Source organism: Pseudomonas kairouanensis (genome assembly GCF_004682055.1).
GTDB classification, from domain to species: domain Bacteria; phylum Pseudomonadota; class Gammaproteobacteria; order Pseudomonadales; family Pseudomonadaceae; genus Aquipseudomonas; species Aquipseudomonas kairouanensis.
The window spans coordinates 1-22937 of the sequence record NZ_QUZU01000002.1 but is presented as its reverse complement, the minus strand read 5'-3'; the positions used below and the strand labels follow the sequence as shown (position 1 = coordinate 22937).

The following is a 22937-nucleotide window of genomic DNA, read 5'->3' as shown; positions in this document are numbered from 1 at the left end:
TGTAATCGTCGCCCACCATTCTCAAGCCATCGCAGCGCCCTTGTGCTGCGGTGGCTGCGCTTTCAAGGAATCAGAATGCCCCAACGTCAAGTCATCAATGCCTCCGTCAGCCCCAAGGGCAGCCTCGAAACCCTGTCCCAACGTGAAGTGCAGCAACTGAGCGAAGCCGGTACCGGCAGCACTTACACCCTGTTCCGCCAGTGCGCCCTGGCCATCCTCAATACCGGCGCGCATATCGACAACGCCAAGACCATCCTCGACGCGTACAAAGACTTTGAAGTGCGCATCCACCAGCAAGACCGCGGCGTACGCCTGGAACTGCTGAATGCCCCGGCCGATGCCTTCGTCGATGGCGAAATGATCGCCAGCACCCGCGAAATGCTGTTCAGTGCCCTGCGCGATATTGTCTATACCGAGAACGAACTGGGCAGCCAGCGCATCGACCTGAGCAACTCCCAAGGCATCACCGACTACGTGTTCCACCTGCTGCGCAACGCCCGCACGCTGCGTCCGGGTGTCGAGCCGAAAATCGTGGTGTGCTGGGGCGGGCACTCGATCAATACCGAAGAGTACAAATACACCAAGAAAGTCGGCCACGAACTGGGCCTGCGCAGCCTGGATGTGTGCACCGGGTGCGGCCCTGGCGTGATGAAAGGTCCGATGAAAGGCGCGACCATTTCCCACGCCAAGCAACGCATCACCGGCGGGCGCTACCTGGGCCTCACCGAGCCGGGCATCATCGCGGCCGAGGCACCGAACCCGATCGTCAACGAGCTGGTGATCCTGCCGGACATCGAAAAGCGCCTGGAAGCCTTCGTGCGCGTGGGCCACGGCATCATCATCTTCCCCGGCGGCGCGGGCACGGCCGAAGAGTTCCTGTACCTGCTGGGCATCCTGATGCACCCGGACAACCGCGACCTGCCCTTCCCGGTCATCCTCACCGGGCCAAAACACGCCGCGCCCTACCTGCAACAATTGCACGCGTTCGTCGGTGCCACCCTGGGTGAAGCCGCGCAGGCGCATTACCAGATCATCATTGATGATCCGGCAGAAGTGGCGCGCCAGATGACGGCCGGCCTCAAGGCGGTGAAGCAGTTCCGTCGCGAGCGCAACGACGCCTTCCACTTCAACTGGTTGCTGAAGATCGACGAGGGCTTCCAACGCCCCTTCGACCCCACCCACGAGAACATGGCCAGCCTGCAGCTGAGCCACGCACTCCCACCCCATGAACTGGCGGCCAACCTGCGCCGCGCGTTCTCGGGGATTGTGGCGGGCAACGTGAAGGACAAAGGCATCCGCCTGATCGAGCAGAACGGCCCGTACGAGATCCATGGTGACCCCGCCATCATGAAGCCGCTGGACGAATTGCTGCAGGCGTTCGTCGCCCAACACCGCATGAAGTTGCCGGGTGGTGCGGCGTATGTACCGTGCTATCGCGTGGTGCAATAGCGCCATCAGATGGTCATAGCTTGTGGCCCCATCCAGGCCTTGGTAAAACTGCGCTCAACCTTGCCCGGGAGAACGCCCTACGTGCGCACGCTTGTCCTTGCTACCTTGCTTATCGCCGCCCTCCAGGCCAATGCCGACGCCATCGCCTGGCCCGACCTGCCGCAAAGCTGCTTTGTCAGCGGCCGGTCCGCCACGTCGGCAGACGTCGACACAGGTTGTGCGGCATTTCTGATCAACGTGAAGGGTCAAGCTGCCGGCACGCCCATCAAGCTGGATATCCCGCAGTACGCGCTGCATGTGGACGAAACCACCGGCAAGGAAACACCGGTGATCATCATCCAGGCCGAAGAAAACGGCGAAATACAGGCAGTGGGCTACCGCGAACTGGGCACCGATCAACTCGGCGCTGCGCTACTGCGGGAGGTGCGCCTGCTGGGTATCAAAAAACCGGGCTAGCCACGGTTCAGCGAACCCAGCCACCACCCTGCCAGTGGTAACCGTCATTGCGCTGGACCCAGTGCGGGTGCACATACCGGTAACCTTCGCGCACCGGCTCCCAATGGCCGTGTACGGCCACGTATCGGCCACCTTCCCAGCGCCAGTATCCGCGCGACCACACATACCCATACCGTGGTGCAGGCTCGACTTCGATCACCTGAACCGGCGGCGGCTGTGGAGCGATGACCTCCACATACTCACGCTGCAACGGCCTGCGCTCATGCACAACCCGCTCCTGCACACACCCGGACGCCGCAACGACGACAGCCGCCAATGCTGCATAACGTAGCAACATACAACCCCCTCGGGCGTGACCGCCCACCACATACACCGGTAAAAATGCCCCCCTTGCTCTAACCGCGCGCCTGCTTGGCCCTGGGATATTTTTAACAGGTCGTGTCTGTCGGGTTGCTGAACCCCTCACGACCGAAGTGCCGCACAACCGCGTCGACAAAATGCCGCAGCTTGGCGGTGCGTTGCCGATTTGCCGTGTAGACCAGATGCATCGGCCGACTCGGCGGAGCAAACCCCGGGAGGACTCGCACAAGCTCTGCGCGCTCCAGGGCCCCGCGCAGAAAGTCTTCTGGCCCAAGGACAATGCCAAAACCATCCAGCGCGGCCGACATGAGGGCCCGGCTTTCATTGACCTGCAAGCGGCTGGACACCTGCACTGCGTGGGCAACCGACCCGTGCTGAAACACCCATTCCCGATCAGCCGGGCGTGACCAAAAGACATAGCCCAGGCACTCATGCTGCTCAAGATCAGCGGGCACCCGGGGTACGCCTCGTTTCGCGAGGTAGGCCGGCGCCGCGCAGGCCACCAATTGATAAGGCGCCAAAGGCCTGGCGGTGAGGCTGGTGGTTGCCAGCGGGCCAATGCGAAAGGCCACCTCATACCCCTCCTCCACCAGGTCGACAAAACGATCCGTCAGGTGCAGGTCGATTTCCACATCGGGATGATCACGCAGGAATTGGGTCACCAAGGGCATCAGGCTGTAGGAGCCGAAGGTCACGGGGGCGGTGATTCTCAGCTTGCCGCGCGGCGTGTCATTCATGATCTGCGCCAGCGAATCGGCAGCCTCGGCTTCCGTCAGAATGTGTTTGCAACGTTCGTAGTACGCACCGCCCAGCTCCGTCAGGCTTTGCCGGCGGGTGGTGCGGTTGAGCAAACGAGCGCCAAGGCGCTGCTCAAGGGCTGTAACGTGCTTGGCCACCATCTGCGGGGACATGTTCAGGCGCTCGGCGGCGCGCGCGTAAGAGCCCAACTCGGCGGCCATCACAAAGGCATTCATGCTGGAAAGACGATCCACTATTCACAACTCCCAGTAACAACATCGACACCAAAACGATTATTTATCGTCATTTGGTTGCCAATCATCATAGCCACTCCTACCCGTTACCGGAGCAACGTGATGAAGATTGGTGTGATTGGAGCAGGTTTTATCGCACGCGCCGTGGCCCAATTGGCATTGGCTGCGGGGCATGAAGTGATGTTGAGCAACTCCCGGGGCCCACACACCATGAGCAGTGTGGTCAGTGGCATCCCCGGCGTGCAGGTGGGCAGCGCTGAAGACGCTGCACGGTTTGGCGATGTGGTACTGGTTGCCATCCCCTTCGAGCATTACCGCAGCGTGCCCGCGCAATGGCTGGAAGGTAAGACGGTGCTCGATTCAAACAACTACTACCCGGACCGCGACGGGCACTGGCCTGCGCTGGACCGTTTTGAAACCACCACCAGCCGGTTGCTCGCCGAGCATTTTTCGCAGTCACATGTGGTGAAGGTGTTCAACGCAATCTTCGCCTCAGACCTCACGCAGGATGCACGCCCCCATGGCGCAGCGGACCGCCGGGCATTGCCGGTGGCCGCCGATGATGCCGCAGCCAAGGCGCAGGTGATCCAGTTGCTCGACGGGCTCGGTTTCGATGCAGTGGATGCGGGCGGGCTGGATGAAAGCTGGCGGTTTGAACGGGCCAAGCCGGCCTATTGCGTGCCGCTGGACAAGGCCGGGTTGAAGGCAGCGCTGGCGGCAGCCGAGCGAACGGTTCAATTGCCGCCTGCTGCACGCCCCCACGTCAAACCCTAGCGACCACAAAAAAGCCCGCTGACCGTTACCGATCAGCGGGCTTTGATGTTTCAGCGTGGTCCTGGGACCACCGCCGATACTTACAGCGCCAGGTCAGACGCTGGCTTGCTCGGCTCGGCCGCAGGCTTGGCAGCCTCGGTCGGCTTTGGAGCAGCCATTTGCGGGATCGCAGGCGGTGGGGTCAGTTGCAGGACTTCGGCCGTGTAGGCCCATTCCTTGGCAACCGCTTCCGGGCTGTCGTTCAGCTTGGTGCCGTAGCTCGGTACGATCTGGTGCAGTTTTGCCTGCCACTCAGGGGTCGCAACCTTGTCCTTGAACACCTTTTGCAGCACGGTCAGCATGATCGGAGCCGCGGTGGACGCGCCTGGCGATGCACCCAACAGGCCTGCAATGCTGTTGTCAGCGGAGCTGACCACTTCGGTACCGAGTTTCAGGACGCCGCCCTGCTCTTCGTCACGCTTGATGATCTGCACGCGCTGACCGGCTTGCCACAAGCGCCAGTCTTCTTTCTTGGCGTTCGGGAAGTACTCTTTGAGGGCGTTGTAGCGGTCGTCATCCGACAGCATCAGTTGGCCGGCAAGGTACTCGACCAGTGGGTATTCACGAATACCGACTTTGGTCATTGGCCAGATGTTGTGGGTGGTGGTGCTGGTCAGCAGGTCCAGGTACGAGCCTTCTTTGAGGAACTTGGTGGAGAAGGTCGCGAATGGGCCAAACAGGATTACACGCTTGCCGTCCAGCACGCGGGTGTCCAGGTGCGGAACCGACATCGGTGGCGCGCCAACCGAAGCCTTGCCGTAGGCCTTGGCCAGGTGCTGCTCGGCGATCGCCGGGTTATCGGTGACGAGGAACGAGCCACCTACCGGGAAGCCAGCGTATTCCTTGGCTTCAGGAATGCCGGACTTTTGCAGCAGGTGCAGTGCACCGCCGCCCGCGCCGATGAACACGAACTTGGCGTCGGTTTCGGTCTTGGTGCCGTCTTTGAGGTTTTTGTAGCTTACGCGCCACGAACCGTCGGCGTTCTTGGTGATGTCCTGCACTTCGCTCGACAGTTTCAGGTCGAACTTAGGGGTGGTTTGCAGGTGGGCGACGAACTGGCGGGTGATCTCGCCAAAGTTCATGTCGGTACCGATCGGCGACCAGGTGGCGGCGATTTTCTGGTTCGGGTCACGCCCTTCCATCATCAGCGGCACCCACTTGGCGATCTGCGCCGGGTCTTCGGAGTACTGCATACCGGCGAACAGCGGGCTGGCTTGCAGGGCTTCGTAGCGTTTTTTCAGGAACTTGATGTTGTCATCGCCCCACACAAAGCTCATGTGCGGCGTGGAGTTGATGAACGAACGTGGGTTCTTCAACACGCCCTGACGGACCTGCCAGGACCAGAACTGACGGGAGATCTGGAACGCTTCGTTGATCTCGACCGCTTTGGGGATCTCAACGTTGCCGTTCTTGTCTTCCGGGGTGTAGTTCAGCTCAGCCAGCGCCGAGTGACCCGTACCCGCGTTGTTCCAGCCGTTGGAGCTTTCCTGGGCAACGCCATCGAGGCGCTCGACCATTTCCATCGACCAGTCCGGCTGCAGCTCATTGAGCCATACACCCAGGGTTGCACTCATGATGCCGCCGCCGATCAGCAGCACATCGACTTTCTTTGCCTCTTCCGCGTGAACGGAGCTGATCCCCAGCGACAAAGCCAGCCCCAGCAAGGCAGTGTTTACTTTTTTAAACATCAGTAGCACCTATGATAAAACGCCATCCGCCCCACTACCCCAGATCATGCGCGCGCCGTCATCACGCTGCGCCAGGCAACGCAGCGCGGGGTTCGCACATTCACTTGAGGGCCGCAGGGTGGGCACACAAGGCCGATGTATCGACCTCACTTTTATGTCCCTTCTGCGCTGACTTCTTATCATTATTGGCTTCAGCTACCTGGGCGACAGCGACCGACCGGAACGTATACGGATGTACGTACCAGAAAGAGACTAGACCAAGATGGCGCGCAGAATATCACGCCCGGCGTCGGATATGGACTCGCCGGTCGGACGGCAGCACTTGGCCAGCTTTTAAGATCCGTCTCATGGGCCTGGCAAACGCGGCAATGCACCATGGATTGGCTTACTCAAGAGGGGTAAGCGGACAACCTTCCACCTCAAAAGGGCATTGCAATGCTGAACAAACTGAGCAAATTCACTCTCGCTTTCGGTGCTTGCTGGGTCATGACGGCCACCTGCGCACAAGCGGCGGACGGCCAGATCGAATTCACCGGTTCCGTGACCGATAACGCCTGCACCATCAAGACCGGCGACGCCAACAAGTCCGTAACCCTGGACCCTGTGCGCATTGCCGACTTCGCGCCAGCGGTGGGCTCCATTGCCAAGGAGAAATCCTTCACCATCAGCCTGGACAACTGCAGCGTCGCCACCAAGAAAAACGTCGCGATCACCTTCAGCGGCCAGCAGGACGCCAACGACTCCACCCTGCTGGGCCTGACCGGTCAAAACCAGGTACGCGGCGTAGCGATCCAGATCGCCGACAGCCGCACGGGCAAAAAACTGCCCCTGAACACGGCAACCGCTGACTACGACCTGCGGATCCAGTCCAACACCTTCAACTTCACCGCTGCCTACGTGCGCACCATCGCCGACACCACTTCCGGCCCCGAAGGCGACGAAGTCACCACCTCCGGTATCGGCACGGGTGAGGTCTATGCCCTGGCCAGCTTCGACGTCACCTACAAGTAAGCACTTGTCACCACCGTGGGCCCGCGTGGCCCACGGACTTCAAAGGTCTTCCCCATGCGTTTGAAACTGTGTTTTCTACTCGCCCTGTTGCCGCTCTGGCACAGCGGCGCAGCCAATGCCGCCGTGACCGTTGGCGCCACGCGGCTGATCTACGATGGCGCGGCCAACGAAGCCAACCTCACCATCAGTAATCGTGAAGATACCTCGCCCTACCTGGTGCAATCCTGGGTCAGCCGTTTCGGCAGCGGTAACGACGAGAGTGTCGACAGTTTTATCGTCACCCCTCCGCTGTTCCGGCTTGATGCCAATAAGGAAAACATCCTGCGCATCATCTTCACCGGCGGAGCCCAGGTGCCCCTGGACCGCGAAAGCCTGTTCCTGATGAACGTCAAGGCGATCCCGGCCATGAGCGACGATCAGAAAGGCAAGAACGTGTTGCAGATCGCCCTCAAGACCACCATCAAACTGTTCTACCGCCCGGCCGGCCTGAAGGCTTCGCTCAAGGATGCGGTGGCGCAGGTGAAGTGGAACGCCCACGCAGGCGCACTGGCCTTCACCAACGCCTCCAAGCTGCATGTGGTGGTCAGCGAACTCAAGCTCAACGGCCAGCCGATCACCCAGGCACCGGATGTGCTGTATCCCGGTGAACACAAGGAATTGCCGATCCAGGCCAAGGCCGGCGATGAACTGGCCCTCAGTTACATCGATGACTACGGCAGCACCGTGGAAGCGCCGCTCATCCACCTCAACTGATTCGCCCGCGCCACCTTCCAGGAACGCCCATGTCCCGTTCATTCCCACTCATGCGCCCACGCGCCGTGAAGGCGTTCGGCTGCCCGTTGCTGGTCGCCACCGCCTTGCACCTGGCGCCTGCCCAGGCCGGTTACCAGTTCGATGCGTCGTTCCTGGAGATCGGCGGAGGGCAGAGTTCGGCCGCAGTGCAGCAGCAAGTGGCCGCCATGAGCGAAGGCCAGTTGCCGGGGATTTACCGAGTGGACGTATCGATCAACCAGCGGTTTGTGGACAAACGCGACCTGCACTTTGTACGTGCCAGCGGCGCGGCGCAGCAATCGGCCACCGGGTTGTTTCCGTGCCTGGATGCCGAGTTCTTTCGCGAACAAGGCGTGGCCGAAAACGCCCTGCAAAACCGTAGCGATGCCGACCCCACCTGCGTCGCCTTCGACCAGGGCCTGGTCGGGGTGAGCTATGACTACGACTTCAATCGCCAGACCCTGTCGATTGAAATCCCCCAGGCCTACATGGGCAGCATCCCCTTCGAAGTGCGCCGCCGCCAGTGGAGCCAGGGCGAGCACGTGGCGTTCACCAACTACAGCTTTTCCGGTAGCCAAGCGGAGTCTGACGGCATGCGCCGCGAGGACCAGTTCGGCAGCCTGCGCAGCGGCGTCAATGCCGGGGCCTGGCGTTTGCGCAACTTTTCCACCTGGAAAAAAGGCAGCGGCGATACCGGCCAGTGGGAGTCCCTGGAAACCTACGCCCAGCGCGACATGGGCAACATGATGGCGATCGCCACCTTGGGCGACTCCACCACCGAGGGCGACCTGTTCGACGCCATCCCCTATCGCGGCCTGGGCATCGCTTCAGACCTGGACATGCTGCCCGACCAGGCGCGGGAATTTGCCCCGGTGGTGCGCGGCATCGCCAACGGCCGTTCGCGGGTGACCATTCGCCAGCGTGGCTACGTGATCCACGAGCAATGGGTGCCCTCGGGGCCGTTCGCCCTGGCCGACCTGTACCCTACCGCCAGCAACGGCGATATCGAAGTGACCGTGGAGGGCCCCGACGGCGAGCGCCAGGTCTATACCCAGTCGTTCTCGTCGGTGCCCTACATGTTGCGCGAAGGCCAACAGAGCTACTCGGTGTTTGCCGGCCGCTACCGCCCGGCGCAATCAACCACGGAGCAGGAAACCCCAACCTTCATCCAGGCGTCCCTGCGCCGTGGCCTTACCGGCAGCACCACGGTGTTCGGCGGTACGCTGCTCAGTGACCGCTACAACGCCGGCCTGCTGGGGTTCGCCCAGGACTTCGCCGGCTTTGGCGCGATCTCCCTGGACGTGACCCACGCCAACAGCCAGGCCCTGGGCACGGACAAACGCAATGCCAGCGGCCAGTCGTTCCGGTTTCGTTATTCCAAATCCCTGACGGCCACCGACACCAACTTCAGCCTGATCGGCTATCGCTACTCCACCGGCGGCTACTACTCGTTCAATGAAGCCTTGAGCAGTCGCACCAACGACACAGGCCTGGCCAACTACCGCAGCGGCCATATGAAAAGCAACTTCACCGCCAACGTGTCCCAACAACTGGGCGAGTACGGCGGCCTGTATGCCAACGTTTCCAAAACCGCGTATTGGAACAAAACCAAGCCGGACACCTCGGTGCAGGTGGGTTACACCCTGAGTTCGGGCAGCATCACGTACTCCCTGGGGCTTGGTGTGAACCGGGGCGCCGAGACGCAAAACCGCACGCTGTCGCTGAACATCAGCATGCCCCTGGGCGGCACGCGCAGCCAGCGGGTCACCGCCAGCACCAGCCAGACCTCCAACGGCTCGGCCTCACGTACCGCCACCCTCAGTGGCAATGCCTTCGAAGACGATACCCTGGCCTACAGCGCGGGCGTCTCGCAACAGGTCAGCGCCAACCAGCGCAGCATCGGTGGCACCTTTGCGGCCCGTTATGAAGCGCCCAACGCCATCCTGCATGGCGCCTATAGCGAGTCGACCGGCAGCCGCCAGTTGGACATGGGCATCGAAGGCTCGGTGGTGGCCTACGACAACAACCTGATGTTCAGCCAACCGTTGGGTGAAACCAACGTGATTGTGGCCACCCCCGGCGCCGCCAATGTGGGCATCGCCAACAAACGCGGCGTGCGCACCAATGCCAACGGCTACACCGTGGTGCCCCAGGCGCTGCCGTATCGCAAGAATCGCGTGTCGCTGGACACCCAATCGATGCCCGAAGACGTCGACATTGCCGAGTTGGTACAGGAAGTGGTGCCCAATCGTGGCGCCTTCGTGCTGGCGGATTTCGAAACCCGGCGCGGCAAGCGCATTTTGTTTCACATCCTCGATACCCACGGTGAAGCCGCGCCCTTCGCCGCCCGCGCCGAGCTGTTCGCGCCGGACGGCCGCGCCCTGGGCTACACCCTGGTGGCGGACAAGGGCCGTGCGTATCTCACCGGCGTCCCCGAACACGCAAGGCTGGTGATCAGCGTGGACGGCCAGCCATGGTGCACTCGCCAATTGCAACTGGCAGACGACAACCGCGCCGAACGCGGAATTACCCAACTCAATATTCAATGTGAGCGCGCGGCCGATGGGTCGGGCGCCAAGGATTCCTAAGTGATGAACCTCAAGACCCTGTTGCTGCTTGGCCTGTTGCTGCCGCTTCAAGCCCACGCGCTCATCGCAGGAAACCTGGAATGCCGGGTGGCTGGCACCAACCTTAACGGCTACGACTTTACCGCCGGTGAGCAGATGGCAGTGCCGCTCGAAGGCACCTGTACGGTCAAACGCACGTTTCCCTACAGCGCTCGACTCAATGTGTCGATCACCCCGCAAAGCGGCACAAACCCGGCAACGTTGTACATCATGAATTTCTACGACAAAAACTACCTGCCAGAGCTTCCGCTGGGCAGCTACAGCGGCGCCTGCCTGGGCGGGCCGTGTGTGCGGCGGCCGATCAACACCCAGATCCCCTACACCTATTTCATCGGCGGAAAGGCACCTGATACGCCGGGACGGCGCGCGGCCTTCGTCTCGTTGGGCGTGACGTCTTACGGGTACCCGAACTATGCGGAGTGGTTCCAGACGGTATGGTTTGTTTACAACGTCGCCGCTGCCGGCTGCACCTTGAGCTCCCCCAGCGCCGTCAACCTGTCGTTCGGCAGCATCAGCAGTGGCGATTTGAGCAACCAGGTGCAATCGACCAGCGTGTCGGTCAATTGCCGCTCTGCGGTGCAGGCTACGGTTTCACTGGCGCCCAGCCAGGCGGTGGTCAGCGCCACCACCGGTGTGTCGCGCACCACGCTGAACGGCCTGAACATGCAGGCGCTATGGACCGACACCCGCAACCCGGTGAACTTCAGCAGCCCGCGTTACATGCAGATGGGGGTGGGCAACAACAACATTAACCTGAGCTTCCAGCCGCAGCTCGCCCCCGGCCAATCCCCCGCCGGCGCATTCCAAAGCCAGTACACCCTGACCATCGACTACCGCTGAGGACATGCCCATGAACGCTTCCCTGCTTGCCCTGTTGCTGCTCGGCGCCAGCGCCCAGGCGGCCGATACGGTCAACATCACCGTACGCGGCACCCTCACCCGGCCGCCCTGTGTGCTGAGCACCAGCACCACCTTGATCGCCGAATTCGGCGAGGTGCGCACCGACCAGGTGGCCAGCGCGTCGACCCGGCCGGTACCGGTGCGCATGGTGTGCCCGGCGAACTCGTCCCTGACCGTGAGCTTCAGCGCCAATAGCGGCACGCACACAGCCACGGTGGCCAAGACCAGCATGGACACCCTCGGCGTGTCACTGCTGTGGGCCGACACCAACCTGCCAGCGACGCTCGACGGTTCAACCAAGGCCTACAGCAACTTGAGCGGCAACGTGGATATCAGCCTCAACGCCAAGCTGATCCCGCTGGGCGTGCAAACGCCGGGGGCGTTCAGCTCGTCCATGGTCATGACGATCAACTACCTATGAAAGCCTTGTTATGGACGCTGCTGGCCCTGAGCAGTGCAGTGGCCGCGCAGCCAGTGGACGAAACCCGTATCGATGTGAGCGGCAAGCTCATTGCCCCACCGTGTTCGCCACGTTTTCCCAGCACCCAACAGGTGGACTTGGGCACGGTGAACATCAGCCAATTGGCCGATAACAGTGCCGTCGCCACCGAGGTGCCGCTGGTGTTCGATTGCCAGGCGGGCAGCCAGGTCAGCCTGACCCTCTCGGCAGGCTTGGGCAGTGTCGACACCCACACCCTGCTCACCAGCCGTCCAGCCCTGGGCCTACGTTTTGCGCTGTTGAATAAAAACGCCAAGGCCGACTTGGGCCTGGGCGACATCGGCACGTGGCCGGTGAGCGACCAGCCGCTGGAGCTGACCTTGCAGGTCACGCCGGTATCGGTGGGGACACTGCCCGAAGCGGGCAGCTACAACGCCATGCTGTTGATGCAAATCACCTACCGCTGATTACTGGAACTGCCGGGCCTCGATGCAATAGGTCAGCAGCGCCTGGTCACTGTCCACCTCCAGTTTGCGCATGGCCGAGATTTTCTGTGCACTGACCGTCTTGTTGCTGCGGCTCAATTGCCGGGCAATATCGCTGACGCTCATGCCCGTCACAAACAGACGCAACACTTCGATCTCTCGGGGCGACAAGCTCTGAAAGCGCTGCGTCACCTGGTTCGAGTTGCCTACCACGGAGGTCGCCGCGGGCTCCGGCGGTTGGTAGCTGCGCTGGGCACTGATCGCGTTCAGGGCTTTTTCGATCTCACCGTGCAAATGGCTTTTCTGAATGACGCCGGCCACGCCCAACTCTTGCAAGCGTGTGAGGATCAGGGTGTTGGAGATCATGGTCAGCACCAGCACCTGGGTGCCTGGAAAGTGACGCAGAATGTACTCGATCAGCTTCAGGCCATCGCCATAGGTGTCGTCGCCGGGCATGTTGAAATCGGTGATCAACACCTGGGGCTGGTGGGCCCGCAGCCGTTCGATCAACTGACTGGAACTGACCGCCTCGCCCACCAGGTGATAGCGTGAGTCGCGCTGCACGATTTCACGCACGCCCACCAGGACGATGGGGTGGTCGTCGGCAATGACAACGTTCATTTTTCGCATTATTTATCTTCCTTGTCGTGAGCGGAGGACTCGGCCAGCAAGCACTGCGCCACCGCCGTCAGCCGCGCGCACAGCACGCGAATCTGTGCGCAGGCGCGTGGATCCAGCGGACCTTCGTAAAGGGCGTTTTCCCAGGCCTGGCAACTGCTCGACAACACGCTGGCACGCACACTGGCCAGCGCGCCGTTGAGACTGTGCAGGCGCTCGCGCACAAAGGGGGTGTCGACCGTGGCCAGGCCCTGCTCGATCTGCTGCACATCAGCGAGCAAGGTTTCGCCCATCAGACGGCGCATGCTCGGCGACAACTCGATCCAGCCATCACGGTCCCCCGGCGGCGGCGTGCTGGCGGTGGTTGCGCGCCGACAGTGAGCCATCAACGCCTGGCGCAACATGCTCAAGCTCAGCGGCTTGACCACCCAGGCATTCATGCCCACGGCCAGGCAGCGTTCGCCCTCTTCGCGAAGAGCGTTAGCGGTGACGCCGATAATCGGCACCTGCACCCCTTGTTCGCGCAGGGCGCGGGCCAGGTCATAGCCGTTGAGGCGTGGCATGTTGATGTCGGTGATCACCAAGTCGAACGGCTGCGAGCCCCAGATTTGCAGGGCGTGCTCGCCGTCACGGGCCACGGTGGGCTGGGCGCCGAGGGCTTCGAGTTGTTCGCGCAGCACGGCTTGGCTGACCGGGTTGTCCTCGGCCACCAGCACCCGCACGTTCAGGCACGGCGCATCCAGGCAAGGCAACGCCAGTTCCGGGGTGGCCACCGACGGTGCGCTGTCGATAACCGGCAACGTGATGAGCAGGGAAAAACTGCTGCCCAGTCCTGGCTCACTGACCACACGCATGCTGCCGCCCATCAGTTCACTTAAACGCGAACAGATCGACAGGCCCAGGCCCGCACCATTGCCGTCCTGGCCGCCAGCCACTTGGTAAAAGGGTTTGAACAACTGCTCCAAGGCTTTTTCGGAGATGCCCACGCCGGTGTCGGTGACTTGCCATTGCAACGCCACTTGCCGCTCAAGCATCTCTTGCACGGTCAGGCGCAGGCGCACCCGGCCCGAGTCGGTGAACTTGATCGCGTTGCCCAGCAAGTTATGCAGGATCTGCCTGATGCGCCCCGCATCGCCGCGCAGTTGCGCGGGCACCTGCCGGTCGATCTCGGCATCGATCTGCAACCCTTTGTTGCGCCCGGTGGCGCTGAACGCCAGCACCGCCTCCTCCACCAATTGGCGCGGGTTGAACGGCGTTGCTTCCACGGCCATTTGCCCGGACTCGATTTTCGATACATCCAACACGTTGCTGATCAATTGGAACAGCACAGTGGATGAGCCTTGGATGATTTCCAGGTATTGGCGCTGGCGCTCGCTCATATCGGTGAGGGCCATCAGTTCCAGATTGCCCAGTACGCCGTAGAGCGGCGTGCGGATTTCATGGCTCATGGTGGCCAGAAACACAGTCTTGGCCTCGTTGGCTGCCGTGGCTTCCTGGCGCGCCTGGTTCAGCAACTGGGCTTCGCCCACATGCCGGGTGATGTCGTTGCAGCCGCAGAGGAACACGTCCTCGCCCTCGTAGCGGGCAGCCACCATCACCACCTGCAAATAGCGCCCTTCTACCGCCAGGCACATCTCGCCAGGGGTGTCGGTGCCGTGGTTGGCCTTGAGCACCTCCAGCAGCGGCGCGGTGCCACCCAAGTGCATGGCGCGCTGGTTTTCCAATAGCAACTGGCAGTCGCTGCGCCGCACCACGCACAGACCGGCCGGGGCGTTATGCAGCATGATGCGGTTGAAGGCTTCACTTTCGAACAAACGCTCCTGGGCGCGCTGGGCCGGGCTGACGATGCGGGTTTTGTACCAGTGGTTGATCCACCAGCCCAGCAGGATCGCAGCAAGAAAGGTCAGGCCCAGCCCCAGCAACGGCCATTTGGCGTAGCGCAAAAAGTCCTGGTAGCTGATGGCGTACAAACCCGTCCAGTGCGCACCGCCCTCGCTGACCATCTTGAAGCGCAAACCCTGGCGGTTGAAGCTCAGGCCCAGGGGCACCGTGCGCTCTTGCCCGAGACTGCCCAGCAACACGTCGCCTTCCGGCGCGATCAAGGTGAACTGGTTGTAGACCGACAACCTGAGCACGCGCTCGATTTCATCCACCTGGGAAGTGTCCACCACTGCGGCCAGCGTCAAGAGGCCCTGGGGCTGGTTGGCTGGCAACACGGCCGCTGGCGCATCCAGGCCGATCATGGCGACCACGCTGCGGCTGTTGCGATACAACTGCAATGGCGCGCGCAACCAACGCACGCGGCTGTCGGTGAGCAAGGTGCGTTGGCTTTGCTGCAGTTGCTGCAAGCGGCTCACCACTTCGCGGTACTGCTCGCGCAATAACGGCTGGTGCTGGCGCAAACCACCAATGCCCGGCACGGCCAGGCTTGCGACGTCGTTGGGGGTAAACACGAACAGTTGGGGCGAGGCGTAGAAGGAGCTGGCCCAGTAGCCGCCATAGTAGTCGGTCAGTTGCACGCCAAAGGCCAGCGCACGACGGGTGTCGTCCGCCGAGAAGCCGTCATCGTGGGCCAGGGTGAACGGCAGCGACAGCGCAAACCCCTTGGCCTGCACCAGCACCTGCCCAGCATCGCGCTGCAACTCCACCATCGACGTGGACTGCACCGCCGGCAGCGGCGGCGCATTGCTGCGGCTGTAACCTTGGGCCACATTGCGCAGGAAGGCTTCGTGCTCATGGATGATTTCCACCACGCGGGCGAAGTGGAACTCGACCTTTTCCTGTTCGGCATCCACCAGGCGCGACACGGCCCAATAGCAACTGCTGGACAGCAACAAAGCCAGCCCCGTCAGCAATAACAGGGCTTTGTTCAGGCGCTGGGAACTTTGCGCCAGTTTATCCAGGCGCAGACTTGCATGTTTCATCGTCAATACCGCGAAAGCCTGAATCAGGACGTGGGGCCTATGCATGATCCCGGCATTGGCCAATAACGCCCGGCGTACCGGACGACCCTTCCTTCGGGCTTCTTGACTGTGTGACCCTGCGCGTTCAGATAAGTGCTGGCGCAGGGCCATCTTCCATTAACAAAGCGCTGAACTTGTCCGCTGCCACACCTTGGGAGATCAGAAAGCCTTGCACCTGGTCGCAGCCGATCCTCCTCAGCACCGCCAGTTCGGCCTGGGTCTCGGCGCCCTCGGCAATGGTGGTCAACCCCAGTTTGCGCCCCAGGTCGACGATGCTTTGCAAGGCTGAGGCCAGGCTGTCGTTGTCGGCACAGCCATGCACCAGCGAGCGGTCGATCTTCACTTCATTGAACGGTGTAGAGACCAGATTGAAGTAGGAACTGAAACCCTTGCCGAAATCATCCTGCGCCAGCCCGAAGCCCATCATGCGCAAGCGGCATGCTCCAGCGTAGTAGTTGCTGGGGAGCAATGTGGTGGAGCTTTCCATCAATTCGAAGGTAATTTGCCGGGGCTCGGCGTCACTTGCCTGCACCTGGGCCAAAAGCTGGTCTACCAAGTCGCACTGGTCGAGCAAATGGGTGGGCAAATTGATCGACACCGGCAGGCGGTAACCGAGCTGTGCCCACTGGGCCTGGGCGGCCAGAGTGTGCTTGAGGATGCAGGTCAGCAGTTGAGCTTCCAGGCCCAGGCGCTCGACTTCCCCGAGGAATTGTCCCGGCATGAGCAAGCCCTCCACCGGGTGCACCCAACGAGCCAGGGCCTCGGCACCGACGATGCGCCCGTCGTGCAGGGATTTCTTGGGTTGGAACCAAGCCTGGATCTCGCCATTGGTCAAGGCGCGCACCAGATTGTCCTGTGCCAGGGTGAGTGTGCGTTGGCAGCACGGGGTGCGGGCCTGCTCCATCAGCTTGTCGAGGCTGTCGCGCAGGGAACGTACCTGGGGTTCGTGCACTGGCTTGGAGAGCAGCCCAGCAACTGTAAGACCCAGGTTATCCGCCACTTGCCCGGCGCCCACCAGCATGCGTCGCGAAGAAACACTCATCAACGCCAGGGCCGGCGGTGCCTGGAGGGTGGCCAGTTGCTGGATCAACTGCACGCCATCCATGCCCGGCATCATCAAGTCACTGAGCAACAGGTCGTAACGTTGGCGGGCCAGGCGCCGCATGGCGGTCGCGCCGTCCCACACGGCATCGACCTCGAAGCCACCGATGGCCTGGAAGAGGTTGATCAGATACTCATGCTGAAAGGGGTGGTCTTCCACGATGAGCACGCGATAAGCACTCAAAGCACACTCCCTTGATAGCGGTGCAGGCATTGGTAAAGCGCGCGCAGGGTAAAGGGCTTGACCAGGCAGTGATCCATGCCCGCATTCAGACAGCGCTCGGCCTCATCGAGCATGGCATTGGCCGTGGCGCCAATTATCGGCAGCGCGCAGCCCAAGCGGCGCAGTTGCTCGGTGAGTTCGTAGCCGTTCATGCGCGGCATGTTGACGTCGGTGAGGATCATGTCGAACGCGGTGTCGCCCCACAGGGACAGCGCTTCCACTCCGTCGCCGGCCAGTACCACGGTGCAGCCGAGTTCTTCAAGCTGATCGCGCAGGATCAACTGGTTGATCAGGTTGTCTTCGGCCACCAACAAGCGCAGGTTCAGGTTCAAATCCGCCGGAACTTCACTGCTGGCGGGCGACAAGTGTTCAGCAATGCCCTGGGCGCGGCTGACCGCGCGATTAAGGGCGTGCAGGTTGTTCAGGCCGATTTGCCAACATGCGCCAGGCCCCTGGCAAAACCCGTGTTCGTCGGCGGCGGCCATGACCCGCGGGCCGGACCAGCCCAGCCGTTGGCCGATATCGGCCGCGCCGGGGTAGAGTTCCACCAGTACCGCGCCAGGGTCGGTCTCCACCGACTCAGGCAAACCCAACTGCACGCGCGCGCCCCAGCGACGCAACCAGCCGCCGATGCTTTCGGCCAGTTCACGTACCGGGGATACCACATAGATCCGTTCACCCAACAGTGGCAGCGCCCAGGGCTCCCCGGCGCTGACCTGCTCCAGCGGCAAAATAAAGGTGAAACTGCTGCCCAGGCCCGGCTCGCTGACCACCCGCAACGTGCCATTCATCAAGTGCACCAGACGCTTGCAGATCGACAGCCCAAGCCCGGTGCCCGCCACCACATTGGCATTGCCACTGGCCTGAAAAAATGGCTCGAACAAATACTGCTGATCCTGGGCCGCAATACCTTTGCCGGTATCCACCACTTGCCATTGCAGCGTGGCGCGCTCTCCTTCGCGGCTCTCCAGGCGCAAACGCAGAACGATGCGCCCGCTCTCGGTAAACTTCAGCGCATTGTTGAGCAGGTTGTTCAGAATCTGGCGGATGCGCGTGACGTCGCCTCGCACTTGGTCGGGCAGCTGCGGGTCCAGGCAGGCAAACAGTTGCAAACCTTTGCTTTGAGCAGCCCCGGCGTAGCCCTGGATGACCTCCTGTACCAGCTCCAATGGCGAAAACACGGCGAGTTCCAGGGACAGTTGCCCTGCCTCGATCTTCGATACATCCAATACGTCGCAGATCAGCTGCAACAGGTTGGCCGAAGAGCCTTCGATGGCATTGAGGTAACCGCGCTGCTGGTTGTTGAGCTCAGTGCGAGCCAGCAGTTCCAGGGTGCCCAGCACACCATACAGCGGGGTGCGGATCTCGTGGCTCATGGTCGCCAAAAACAGGGTCTTGGCCTCGTTGGCTGCGTCCGCCAGGGTGCGCGCCTGCTGCAGGGCCAACTCCACCTGCTTGCGTTCGGTGATATCGCTGAATGCGCAGATCAGCACTTCCTCGCGCTGATAACGGGTGGGCGCAAAGCTCAGGAACAGGTGACGACCGTCGGCCATTTGCAGTTCGTCGGTGCTGCTTTGCTCGGCGTCATCAAACGCCCGGCGGATCCAGTCGTGGCACAGTTGCCGGCGTTCGCGCCCGCTGCCCAGCCATTGGCGCGACAAGGGATTTTCCAATACCACTTCGCCGTCACTGCGGCGCAATACGCACAGCGCAACCGGCGCGATACGAATCACGGCACTGCTGAACGCCTCGCTTTCTACCAGCGCTTCGATGCGGTTGGCCGCCGGAATGATCAGGCGCTGATCGATACGCCGCACCAGTCGCACCATCAGCAGGCTGGCCGACAGACACAACAACGCACAGATCAGCAACGGCAGGGCCAGGCTGGGCAACAACGAGCCCAGTTCCAGGCTGTAGACGATTTGCCAGTGGGAGTAACCCAGGTGCTTGCGAATAGCCAGGCGATCCGGCAACCAGCGGCTACCCTCCCAGCCGAAACGGGCTGTAGCCTGGTGCTGGCGCAATACCTGCGCTGCGTTGGGCTGATGGGGCGCGCTGCTGAAAATCAGCTGACCGGCGCCGTCGAGCAACATGAAGTCGCCGGCTTTTTCGTGTTGCAAGGCACTGATCAGGTCCGGTCCATCCATCTCCAGGCCCAGCCACCCCGAAGCGGGGCTGCGCTCGTCCAAGCGAGTGAAGATATACAGCGGTGAATCCAACTGGCTCTGTTCGGTCAGCCATAACTGGTCGCTGACCGAGACCTTGCCGGTATCCACCCCCATCAGCCGTCGCAGCACCGATTCGGGCACGGGGTCCGGGGTGGCCGCCACTGTGAACAGCCGCTCTACCACAGGCTCGGCACGCTGGGCCACGTAGATCAGGTTGACCTGGTTGGACTGCATGTAATTGAGCATGCGGCGGGTCAACCACAGGCTCCAGCCATTGCCCGCTTCGCCCAAGGTGATGTGCACCTCCTCGGCCGGCACTTCATTGAGGTTGCCCTTGGGTGGCGTGACATGCCGCACGGTAGAGAGGCCCAGGCTCTTGAGCAGCGTCTGACGGCTGACAAAAAAACTCTGCGCATCGGAGATGGCCTCGTTCATGTAACTGCGCCGCAGCGAAATCTCCTCGTTAAGGGCAGCACGCAGGTAACTGTAGGCGCCCACGTACACGCCCAACACCAGCGCAAGGGCAAACAGTCGCAACAATTTGCGGGCGGCCTTGGGGGTGGAGAAGGAAGAATCGAGGGGTTGCAGAAAATGTTTGAGCTTCATCCTCGCAAGGATGAAGGTCGTTGCGGGCTGGTTGAATAAGACGGATCTCAAAGGCTTGACACCGCGCTTACCGAAACGCCATTGAACTCTCAGGCAAAAGGCCGTTCTAGACACCTTCGCCGCTGCCTGCGTAGCATCGGCGCCTCCTTCGTGTGCAACCCATCAAAAAATAGAGCGAGCCATGTCTACCCACCAAACATCCGGCCACCTCCTGCCTGCGCGCAGCGCCGCCAAAATGGAAGCTGCCATGGCCGTAGGCAGCTTTGCGATTGGCACCGGCGAATTCGCCATCATGGGTTTGATGCCCGACATCGCCAGCAACCTGCACCTGAGCGAACCCCAGGTGGGTCATGCCATCAGCGCCTACGCGTTGGGGGTGATGGTCGGCGCGCCGCTGCTGGCGATCCTGGGCGCCAAATTGCTGCGCAAGCATATGCTGCTGTTGCTGATGGCGTTGTATGCCTTGGGTAACCTGGCCACTGCATTTACTCCGACCTTTGGCTCGCTGGTGGCGTTTCGCTTTATCAGCGGCCTGCCCCATGGCGCTTACTTCGGCATTGCCGCCGTGGTGGCGTCTAGCATGGTGCCCAGTGATAAACGTGCAGGCGCCGTCGCCCGGGTCATGATGGGCCTGACCCTGGCGATGCTGCTGGGCAATCCGATTGCAACGTTCCTTGGCCAATACCTGGGCTGGCGTTCGGCGTTTGCGCTGGTGAGCGCTATTGCGCTGTGCACCATCGCACTGGTCTGGCGCTTTGTGCCCAACCGCCACGACGAACCCCGCAGCGACCCACGCAAAGAACTGCGCGCGTTTACCAAACCCCAGGTGTGGATGGCCCTCGCGATTGGTGCCATCGGCTTTGCCGGGATGTTCTGCGTGTTCAGCTACCTGGCCCCCACCATGCTCGAAGTGACCAAGGTCTCACCGCAATGGATACCCTTCGGCCTGGCGGCCTTTGGCGTCGGCGGGATTATCGGCAATATCGCCGGCGGCAAACTGTTCGACCGCCTGCAGTTCCGCGCAGTGGGCTGGATTCTGGTGTGGTCGATGGCCGTGCTGGTGTTCTTCCCGTTTGCGGCAGGGTCTTTGTGGGGGGTGCTGCTGGGCATTGGCCTGGTCGGCACCATGATATCGCTGGCCGCACCGCTGCAGATCCGCCTGATGGACATCGCCCACGAAGCGCCGAGCCTGGCGGCGGCTTCCAACCACGCCGCATTCAACCTTGCGAACGCGCTCGGGCCGTGGTTTGGCGGGATGGCCATTACGGCTGGGCTGGGTTGGACGAGTACCGGCTATATCGGTGCAATGACGGCACTGGTGGGGCTGGGTATTTACCTGATCGCCCGGCGGATGCGGGGCGGGCATTGATGTGACGGGGGCAGCAAAGCCTGCCCCCGAATGACCAATGGCAGATCGTATTTTTTTCTCTACAATCGGGGAACGTCCAATAAGGAATTTTTTGTGAGCATGTCAACCAATCCCAAGCTTCGCCCAAATGACGATGAGATAGATTTGATTCCACTGCTTCAATCACTTTGGGTCCACAAACTAACGATTTTGACAACAACCGTTGCAGGCTCACTTATCGCTCTCTCGGCCTCTACTGTAACGCCCGACCAATGGACAGCGAGCACCTATATCACCAGATCGTCACTTTATAACTTATACAAAGAAATCAATAACAATATGGGTAGCGCCCATGAAGATTCAAAAGCCAGCGAGCTCCGACTGTACAACTCAATACAAAACGACCTTTTTTATACAGCGATGGGGGTGATGGCCTCTCAGTCGATCACATTGAAAGAGACCACGCCCAAAACTGGCAAAAACGAGCCCATCCTCTATATCGTTTCGGCCACTGCGACCACTTCGGAACACGCTGCTGGGCAATTGAAGGCTGCCTTGAACAGCGCAAACAAAGAAGCCATATCGCTCAACCTGCCTGCTTTAGGAGGCGAAAACACTGTCAGAGCCTTCAATACGCTAGATGAAGTCAAGATCATCAACAGTAAGAGCCCCAAGAAACTTACTGCGCTCGGTGCGTTTCTGGGATTCTTGCTTGGAAGTACTTTTGTGATAGGCAGGTTCCTGATTCGGCAATACAAAAATACCCGCGTCGCTTAAGCAAGTTTCATTAACAAAAAACAATCAGCACTGCGCAGCTAGAACATAATCACAAGCATAAATGGCTTCACAAAACGGGTTGCTTTCATAAAAACTTCAGCACTTAAAACGGCTTTACAACACTCCTGCATCCCACTATTGGATTTTCATACATTTCCTGACCGCTCCCCCTGAATTGATACGCGTAAACGCGTAAAAATATCCATTTGGGGGAGTACAGCCACAAGAAAAAACCAGACAAATACCCCAGAGTCAATCAGGGACCCCCTTAATCTCGCCCAAATGAACTTAATTTAATTTTCAGACAGGTAAGGTTCAGGTTGGATCCAATGTCATCAGTCTGTAACATGTCCTACATATTTCATTTATGACAAGGACGTGTTTTGAGCTTTCCTGACAGAAGTGTGCTTCAGAGCTTTCCCACAACACTCAACCATCGCAACGCGACGGTTTTCACCGCGAACAGCACTGACATCAGTGCTCAGCAGGCGATTCAGGATCTGATCGACGCACGCCACCAGTTGCAAGACCGCATCAGTGCCCCACTGAAAGGGATGGAGAGCGACCTGTTCGCCAAATCCCAGCCGCTTGACAGCCTGCGCCCCAAATTGAGAGTCACCTTCGGCCGCGCAAAGCGCGATGGTGCGTTCGACTGGCCGGTGGAGGAAGTGATCAACACCTTCGGCGCCCAGCAACGCGGCGCGCCGGTTGCCAACCTGTACGGCTTCGGCTATCGCAAGTCCGCACTTGGCTTGGTCCAGGAGTTCTTCATATTTACCGAGATGCTGGACGGCCACCTCAATGGGCTTGAGTGGCTCAACGAGGAACGCGGCATTCAGAGCCTGATTCGTGTGTCTTTCGACCTGCTGCATGCCTTGCACAGCAAGAAGATCGTGCACATGGACTTCTGGGCCAACAACGTGATGATCAACCTTGAACAGCCCACGCTCGCCAAAGCCATCGACCTGGAAAACTGCTTCCTCAGCCCTACGGAATACTTGACCGAGGTGCTGGCATTCCAATTCGGCTTCTATTACCGCCGGGAAATTTTCCGATTCGTGATCGAGCGCGACTACGACCAGCTGGTTTACGAAGAACTGGGCAACTATGCCGGCATTGATCGAAACCGCTTTGATGAGATG

The 22937-nt window shown here is 60.9% G+C and carries 19 protein-coding genes; 12 read left to right on the top strand and 7 right to left on the bottom strand.

Annotation, left to right across the window (positions count from 1 at the left end; genetic code table 11):
* The first annotated feature begins 75 nt into the window (after positions 1–75).
* A complete protein-coding gene (ppnN, locus tag DYL59_RS02450; RefSeq protein WP_135287743.1) occupies positions 76–1449 on the top strand; it encodes a nucleotide 5'-monophosphate nucleosidase PpnN in 1374 nt (457 codons plus the stop codon).
* Between the two features lie 81 nt (positions 1450–1530).
* Positions 1531–1905 (top strand): hypothetical protein, encoded by a 375-nt coding sequence (locus DYL59_RS02445; RefSeq protein ID WP_238340597.1) that lies wholly within the window; start codon positions 1531–1533, stop codon positions 1903–1905.
* Between the two features lie 7 nt (positions 1906–1912).
* Here DYL59_RS02445 and DYL59_RS02440 read toward each other — a convergent pair whose 3' ends face one another.
* Positions 1913–2242 carry a YXWGXW repeat-containing protein gene (locus DYL59_RS02440; RefSeq protein WP_135287742.1) on the bottom strand — a complete coding sequence of 110 codons (330 nt, stop codon included), beginning with the start codon at positions 2240–2242 and terminating at the stop codon, positions 1913–1915.
* A 91-nt stretch (positions 2243–2333) separates the two neighbouring features.
* Complete coding sequence (locus tag DYL59_RS02435; protein WP_135287976.1) at positions 2334–3239, bottom strand: LysR family transcriptional regulator; 906 nt, start codon at positions 3237–3239, stop codon at positions 2334–2336.
* 120 nt (positions 3240–3359) lie between these two features.
* Between DYL59_RS02435 and DYL59_RS02430 the strand changes: the two genes are divergently transcribed.
* Entirely contained in the window at positions 3360–4031 is a 672-nt protein-coding gene (locus DYL59_RS02430) for an NADPH-dependent F420 reductase (RefSeq protein WP_135287741.1), read from the top strand.
* 80 nt (positions 4032–4111) lie between these two features.
* Here the strand turns inward: DYL59_RS02430 and mqo are convergent, their stop codons facing one another.
* Positions 4112–5758, bottom strand: a complete 1647-nt coding sequence (gene mqo, locus DYL59_RS02425) for a malate dehydrogenase (quinone) (protein ID WP_135287740.1) — start codon at positions 5756–5758, stop codon at positions 4112–4114.
* A 435-nt stretch (positions 5759–6193) separates the two neighbouring features.
* On the opposite strand from mqo, the gene DYL59_RS02420 reads away from it, so the two are divergent.
* From DYL59_RS02420 to DYL59_RS02395, 6 genes are read left to right on the top strand one after another with little or no spacing between them, the layout of a single operon-like run.
* Entirely contained in the window at positions 6194–6769 is a 576-nt protein-coding gene (locus DYL59_RS02420; RefSeq protein ID WP_135287739.1) for a fimbrial protein, read from the top strand.
* Between the two features lie 54 nt (positions 6770–6823).
* The gene (locus tag DYL59_RS02415; protein ID WP_135287738.1) at positions 6824–7522 is read left to right on the top strand and encodes a fimbrial biogenesis chaperone; all 699 of its coding nucleotides are present in this window, start codon (positions 6824–6826) and stop codon (positions 7520–7522) included.
* Between the two features lie 29 nt (positions 7523–7551).
* Positions 7552–10128 (top strand): fimbria/pilus outer membrane usher protein, encoded by a 2577-nt coding sequence (locus tag DYL59_RS02410; RefSeq protein WP_135287737.1) that lies wholly within the window; start codon positions 7552–7554, stop codon positions 10126–10128.
* A gap of 3 nt (positions 10129–10131) precedes the next feature.
* Positions 10132–11007, top strand: coding sequence for a fimbrial protein (locus DYL59_RS02405; RefSeq protein ID WP_135287736.1), 876 nt, complete (start codon positions 10132–10134; stop codon positions 11005–11007).
* Between the two features lie 10 nt (positions 11008–11017).
* On the top strand, positions 11018–11488 hold the full coding sequence (locus DYL59_RS02400) for a fimbrial protein (RefSeq protein WP_135287735.1): 471 nt from the start codon (positions 11018–11020) through the stop codon (positions 11486–11488).
* A complete protein-coding gene (locus tag DYL59_RS02395) occupies positions 11485–11973 on the top strand; it encodes a fimbrial protein (protein ID WP_135287734.1) in 489 nt (162 codons plus the stop codon). Before DYL59_RS02400 ends, DYL59_RS02395 begins: the two co-directional genes overlap by 4 nt.
* On the opposite strand, the gene DYL59_RS02390 is transcribed toward DYL59_RS02395, so the two are convergent.
* The 4 genes from DYL59_RS02390 to DYL59_RS02375 all read right to left on the bottom strand — a co-directional run bounded on the left by DYL59_RS02390 (position 11974) and on the right by DYL59_RS02375 (position 19670).
* Positions 11974–12621 (bottom strand): response regulator, encoded by a 648-nt coding sequence (locus DYL59_RS02390; protein WP_135287733.1) that lies wholly within the window; start codon positions 12619–12621, stop codon positions 11974–11976. It lies immediately after the preceding gene.
* Entirely contained in the window at positions 12621–15533 is a 2913-nt protein-coding gene (locus tag DYL59_RS02385; RefSeq protein ID WP_135287732.1) for a hybrid sensor histidine kinase/response regulator, read from the bottom strand. Before DYL59_RS02385 ends, DYL59_RS02390 begins: the two co-directional genes overlap by 1 nt.
* 124 nt (positions 15534–15657) lie before the next feature.
* Positions 15658–16857, bottom strand: a complete 1200-nt coding sequence (gene pvrR, locus DYL59_RS02380; protein ID WP_135287731.1) for a response regulator cyclic di-GMP phosphodiesterase PvrR — start codon at positions 16855–16857, stop codon at positions 15658–15660.
* Positions 16854–19670, bottom strand: a complete 2817-nt coding sequence (locus DYL59_RS02375; RefSeq protein ID WP_135287975.1) for an ATP-binding protein — start codon at positions 19668–19670, stop codon at positions 16854–16856. Before DYL59_RS02375 ends, pvrR begins: the two co-directional genes overlap by 4 nt.
* Before the next feature lie 181 nt (positions 19671–19851).
* On the opposite strand from DYL59_RS02375, the gene DYL59_RS02370 reads away from it, so the two are divergent.
* From DYL59_RS02370 to DYL59_RS02360, 3 genes are all read left to right on the top strand, one after another.
* Complete coding sequence (locus tag DYL59_RS02370; RefSeq protein ID WP_135287730.1) at positions 19852–21039, top strand: MFS transporter; 1188 nt, start codon at positions 19852–19854, stop codon at positions 21037–21039.
* Positions 21040–21138: 99 nt separating this feature from the next.
* Positions 21139–21795 (top strand): Wzz/FepE/Etk N-terminal domain-containing protein, encoded by a 657-nt coding sequence (locus DYL59_RS02365; RefSeq protein WP_238340595.1) that lies wholly within the window; start codon positions 21139–21141, stop codon positions 21793–21795.
* Positions 21796–22178: 383 nt separating this feature from the next.
* A partial coding sequence (locus DYL59_RS02360) for a protein kinase family protein (protein ID WP_135287728.1) occupies positions 22179–22937 on the top strand: 759 nt, incomplete at its 3' end.

Coding starts and splice junctions, on each gene's coding strand:
- DYL59_RS02410 (WP_135287737.1), top strand. CDS start 7,552: ATGTCCCGTTCATTCCCACTCATGCGCCCACGCGCCGTGAAGGCGTTC.
- DYL59_RS02400 (WP_135287735.1), top strand. CDS start 11,018: ATGAACGCTTCCCTGCTTGCCCTGTTGCTGCTCGGCGCCAGCGCCCAG.
- DYL59_RS02395 (WP_135287734.1), top strand. CDS start 11,485: ATGAAAGCCTTGTTATGGACGCTGCTGGCCCTGAGCAGTGCAGTGGCC.
- DYL59_RS02385 (WP_135287732.1), bottom strand. CDS start 15,533: ATGAAACATGCAAGTCTGCGCCTGGATAAACTGGCGCAAAGTTCCCAG.
- mqo (WP_135287740.1), bottom strand. CDS start 5,758: ATGTTTAAAAAAGTAAACACTGCCTTGCTGGGGCTGGCTTTGTCGCTG.
- DYL59_RS02435 (WP_135287976.1), bottom strand. CDS start 3,239: ATGAATGCCTTTGTGATGGCCGCCGAGTTGGGCTCTTACGCGCGCGCC.
- DYL59_RS02420 (WP_135287739.1), top strand. CDS start 6,194: ATGCTGAACAAACTGAGCAAATTCACTCTCGCTTTCGGTGCTTGCTGG.
- DYL59_RS02375 (WP_135287975.1), bottom strand. CDS start 19,670: ATGAAGCTCAAACATTTTCTGCAACCCCTCGATTCTTCCTTCTCCACC.
- DYL59_RS02390 (WP_135287733.1), bottom strand. CDS start 12,621: ATGCGAAAAATGAACGTTGTCATTGCCGACGACCACCCCATCGTCCTG.
- DYL59_RS02440 (WP_135287742.1), bottom strand. CDS start 2,242: ATGTTGCTACGTTATGCAGCATTGGCGGCTGTCGTCGTTGCGGCGTCC.
- DYL59_RS02370 (WP_135287730.1), top strand. CDS start 19,852: ATGTCTACCCACCAAACATCCGGCCACCTCCTGCCTGCGCGCAGCGCC.
- DYL59_RS02365 (WP_238340595.1), top strand. CDS start 21,139: ATGTCAACCAATCCCAAGCTTCGCCCAAATGACGATGAGATAGATTTG.
- DYL59_RS02415 (WP_135287738.1), top strand. CDS start 6,824: ATGCGTTTGAAACTGTGTTTTCTACTCGCCCTGTTGCCGCTCTGGCAC.
- DYL59_RS02405 (WP_135287736.1), top strand. CDS start 10,132: ATGAACCTCAAGACCCTGTTGCTGCTTGGCCTGTTGCTGCCGCTTCAA.
- DYL59_RS02430 (WP_135287741.1), top strand. CDS start 3,360: ATGAAGATTGGTGTGATTGGAGCAGGTTTTATCGCACGCGCCGTGGCC.
- ppnN (WP_135287743.1), top strand. CDS start 76: ATGCCCCAACGTCAAGTCATCAATGCCTCCGTCAGCCCCAAGGGCAGC.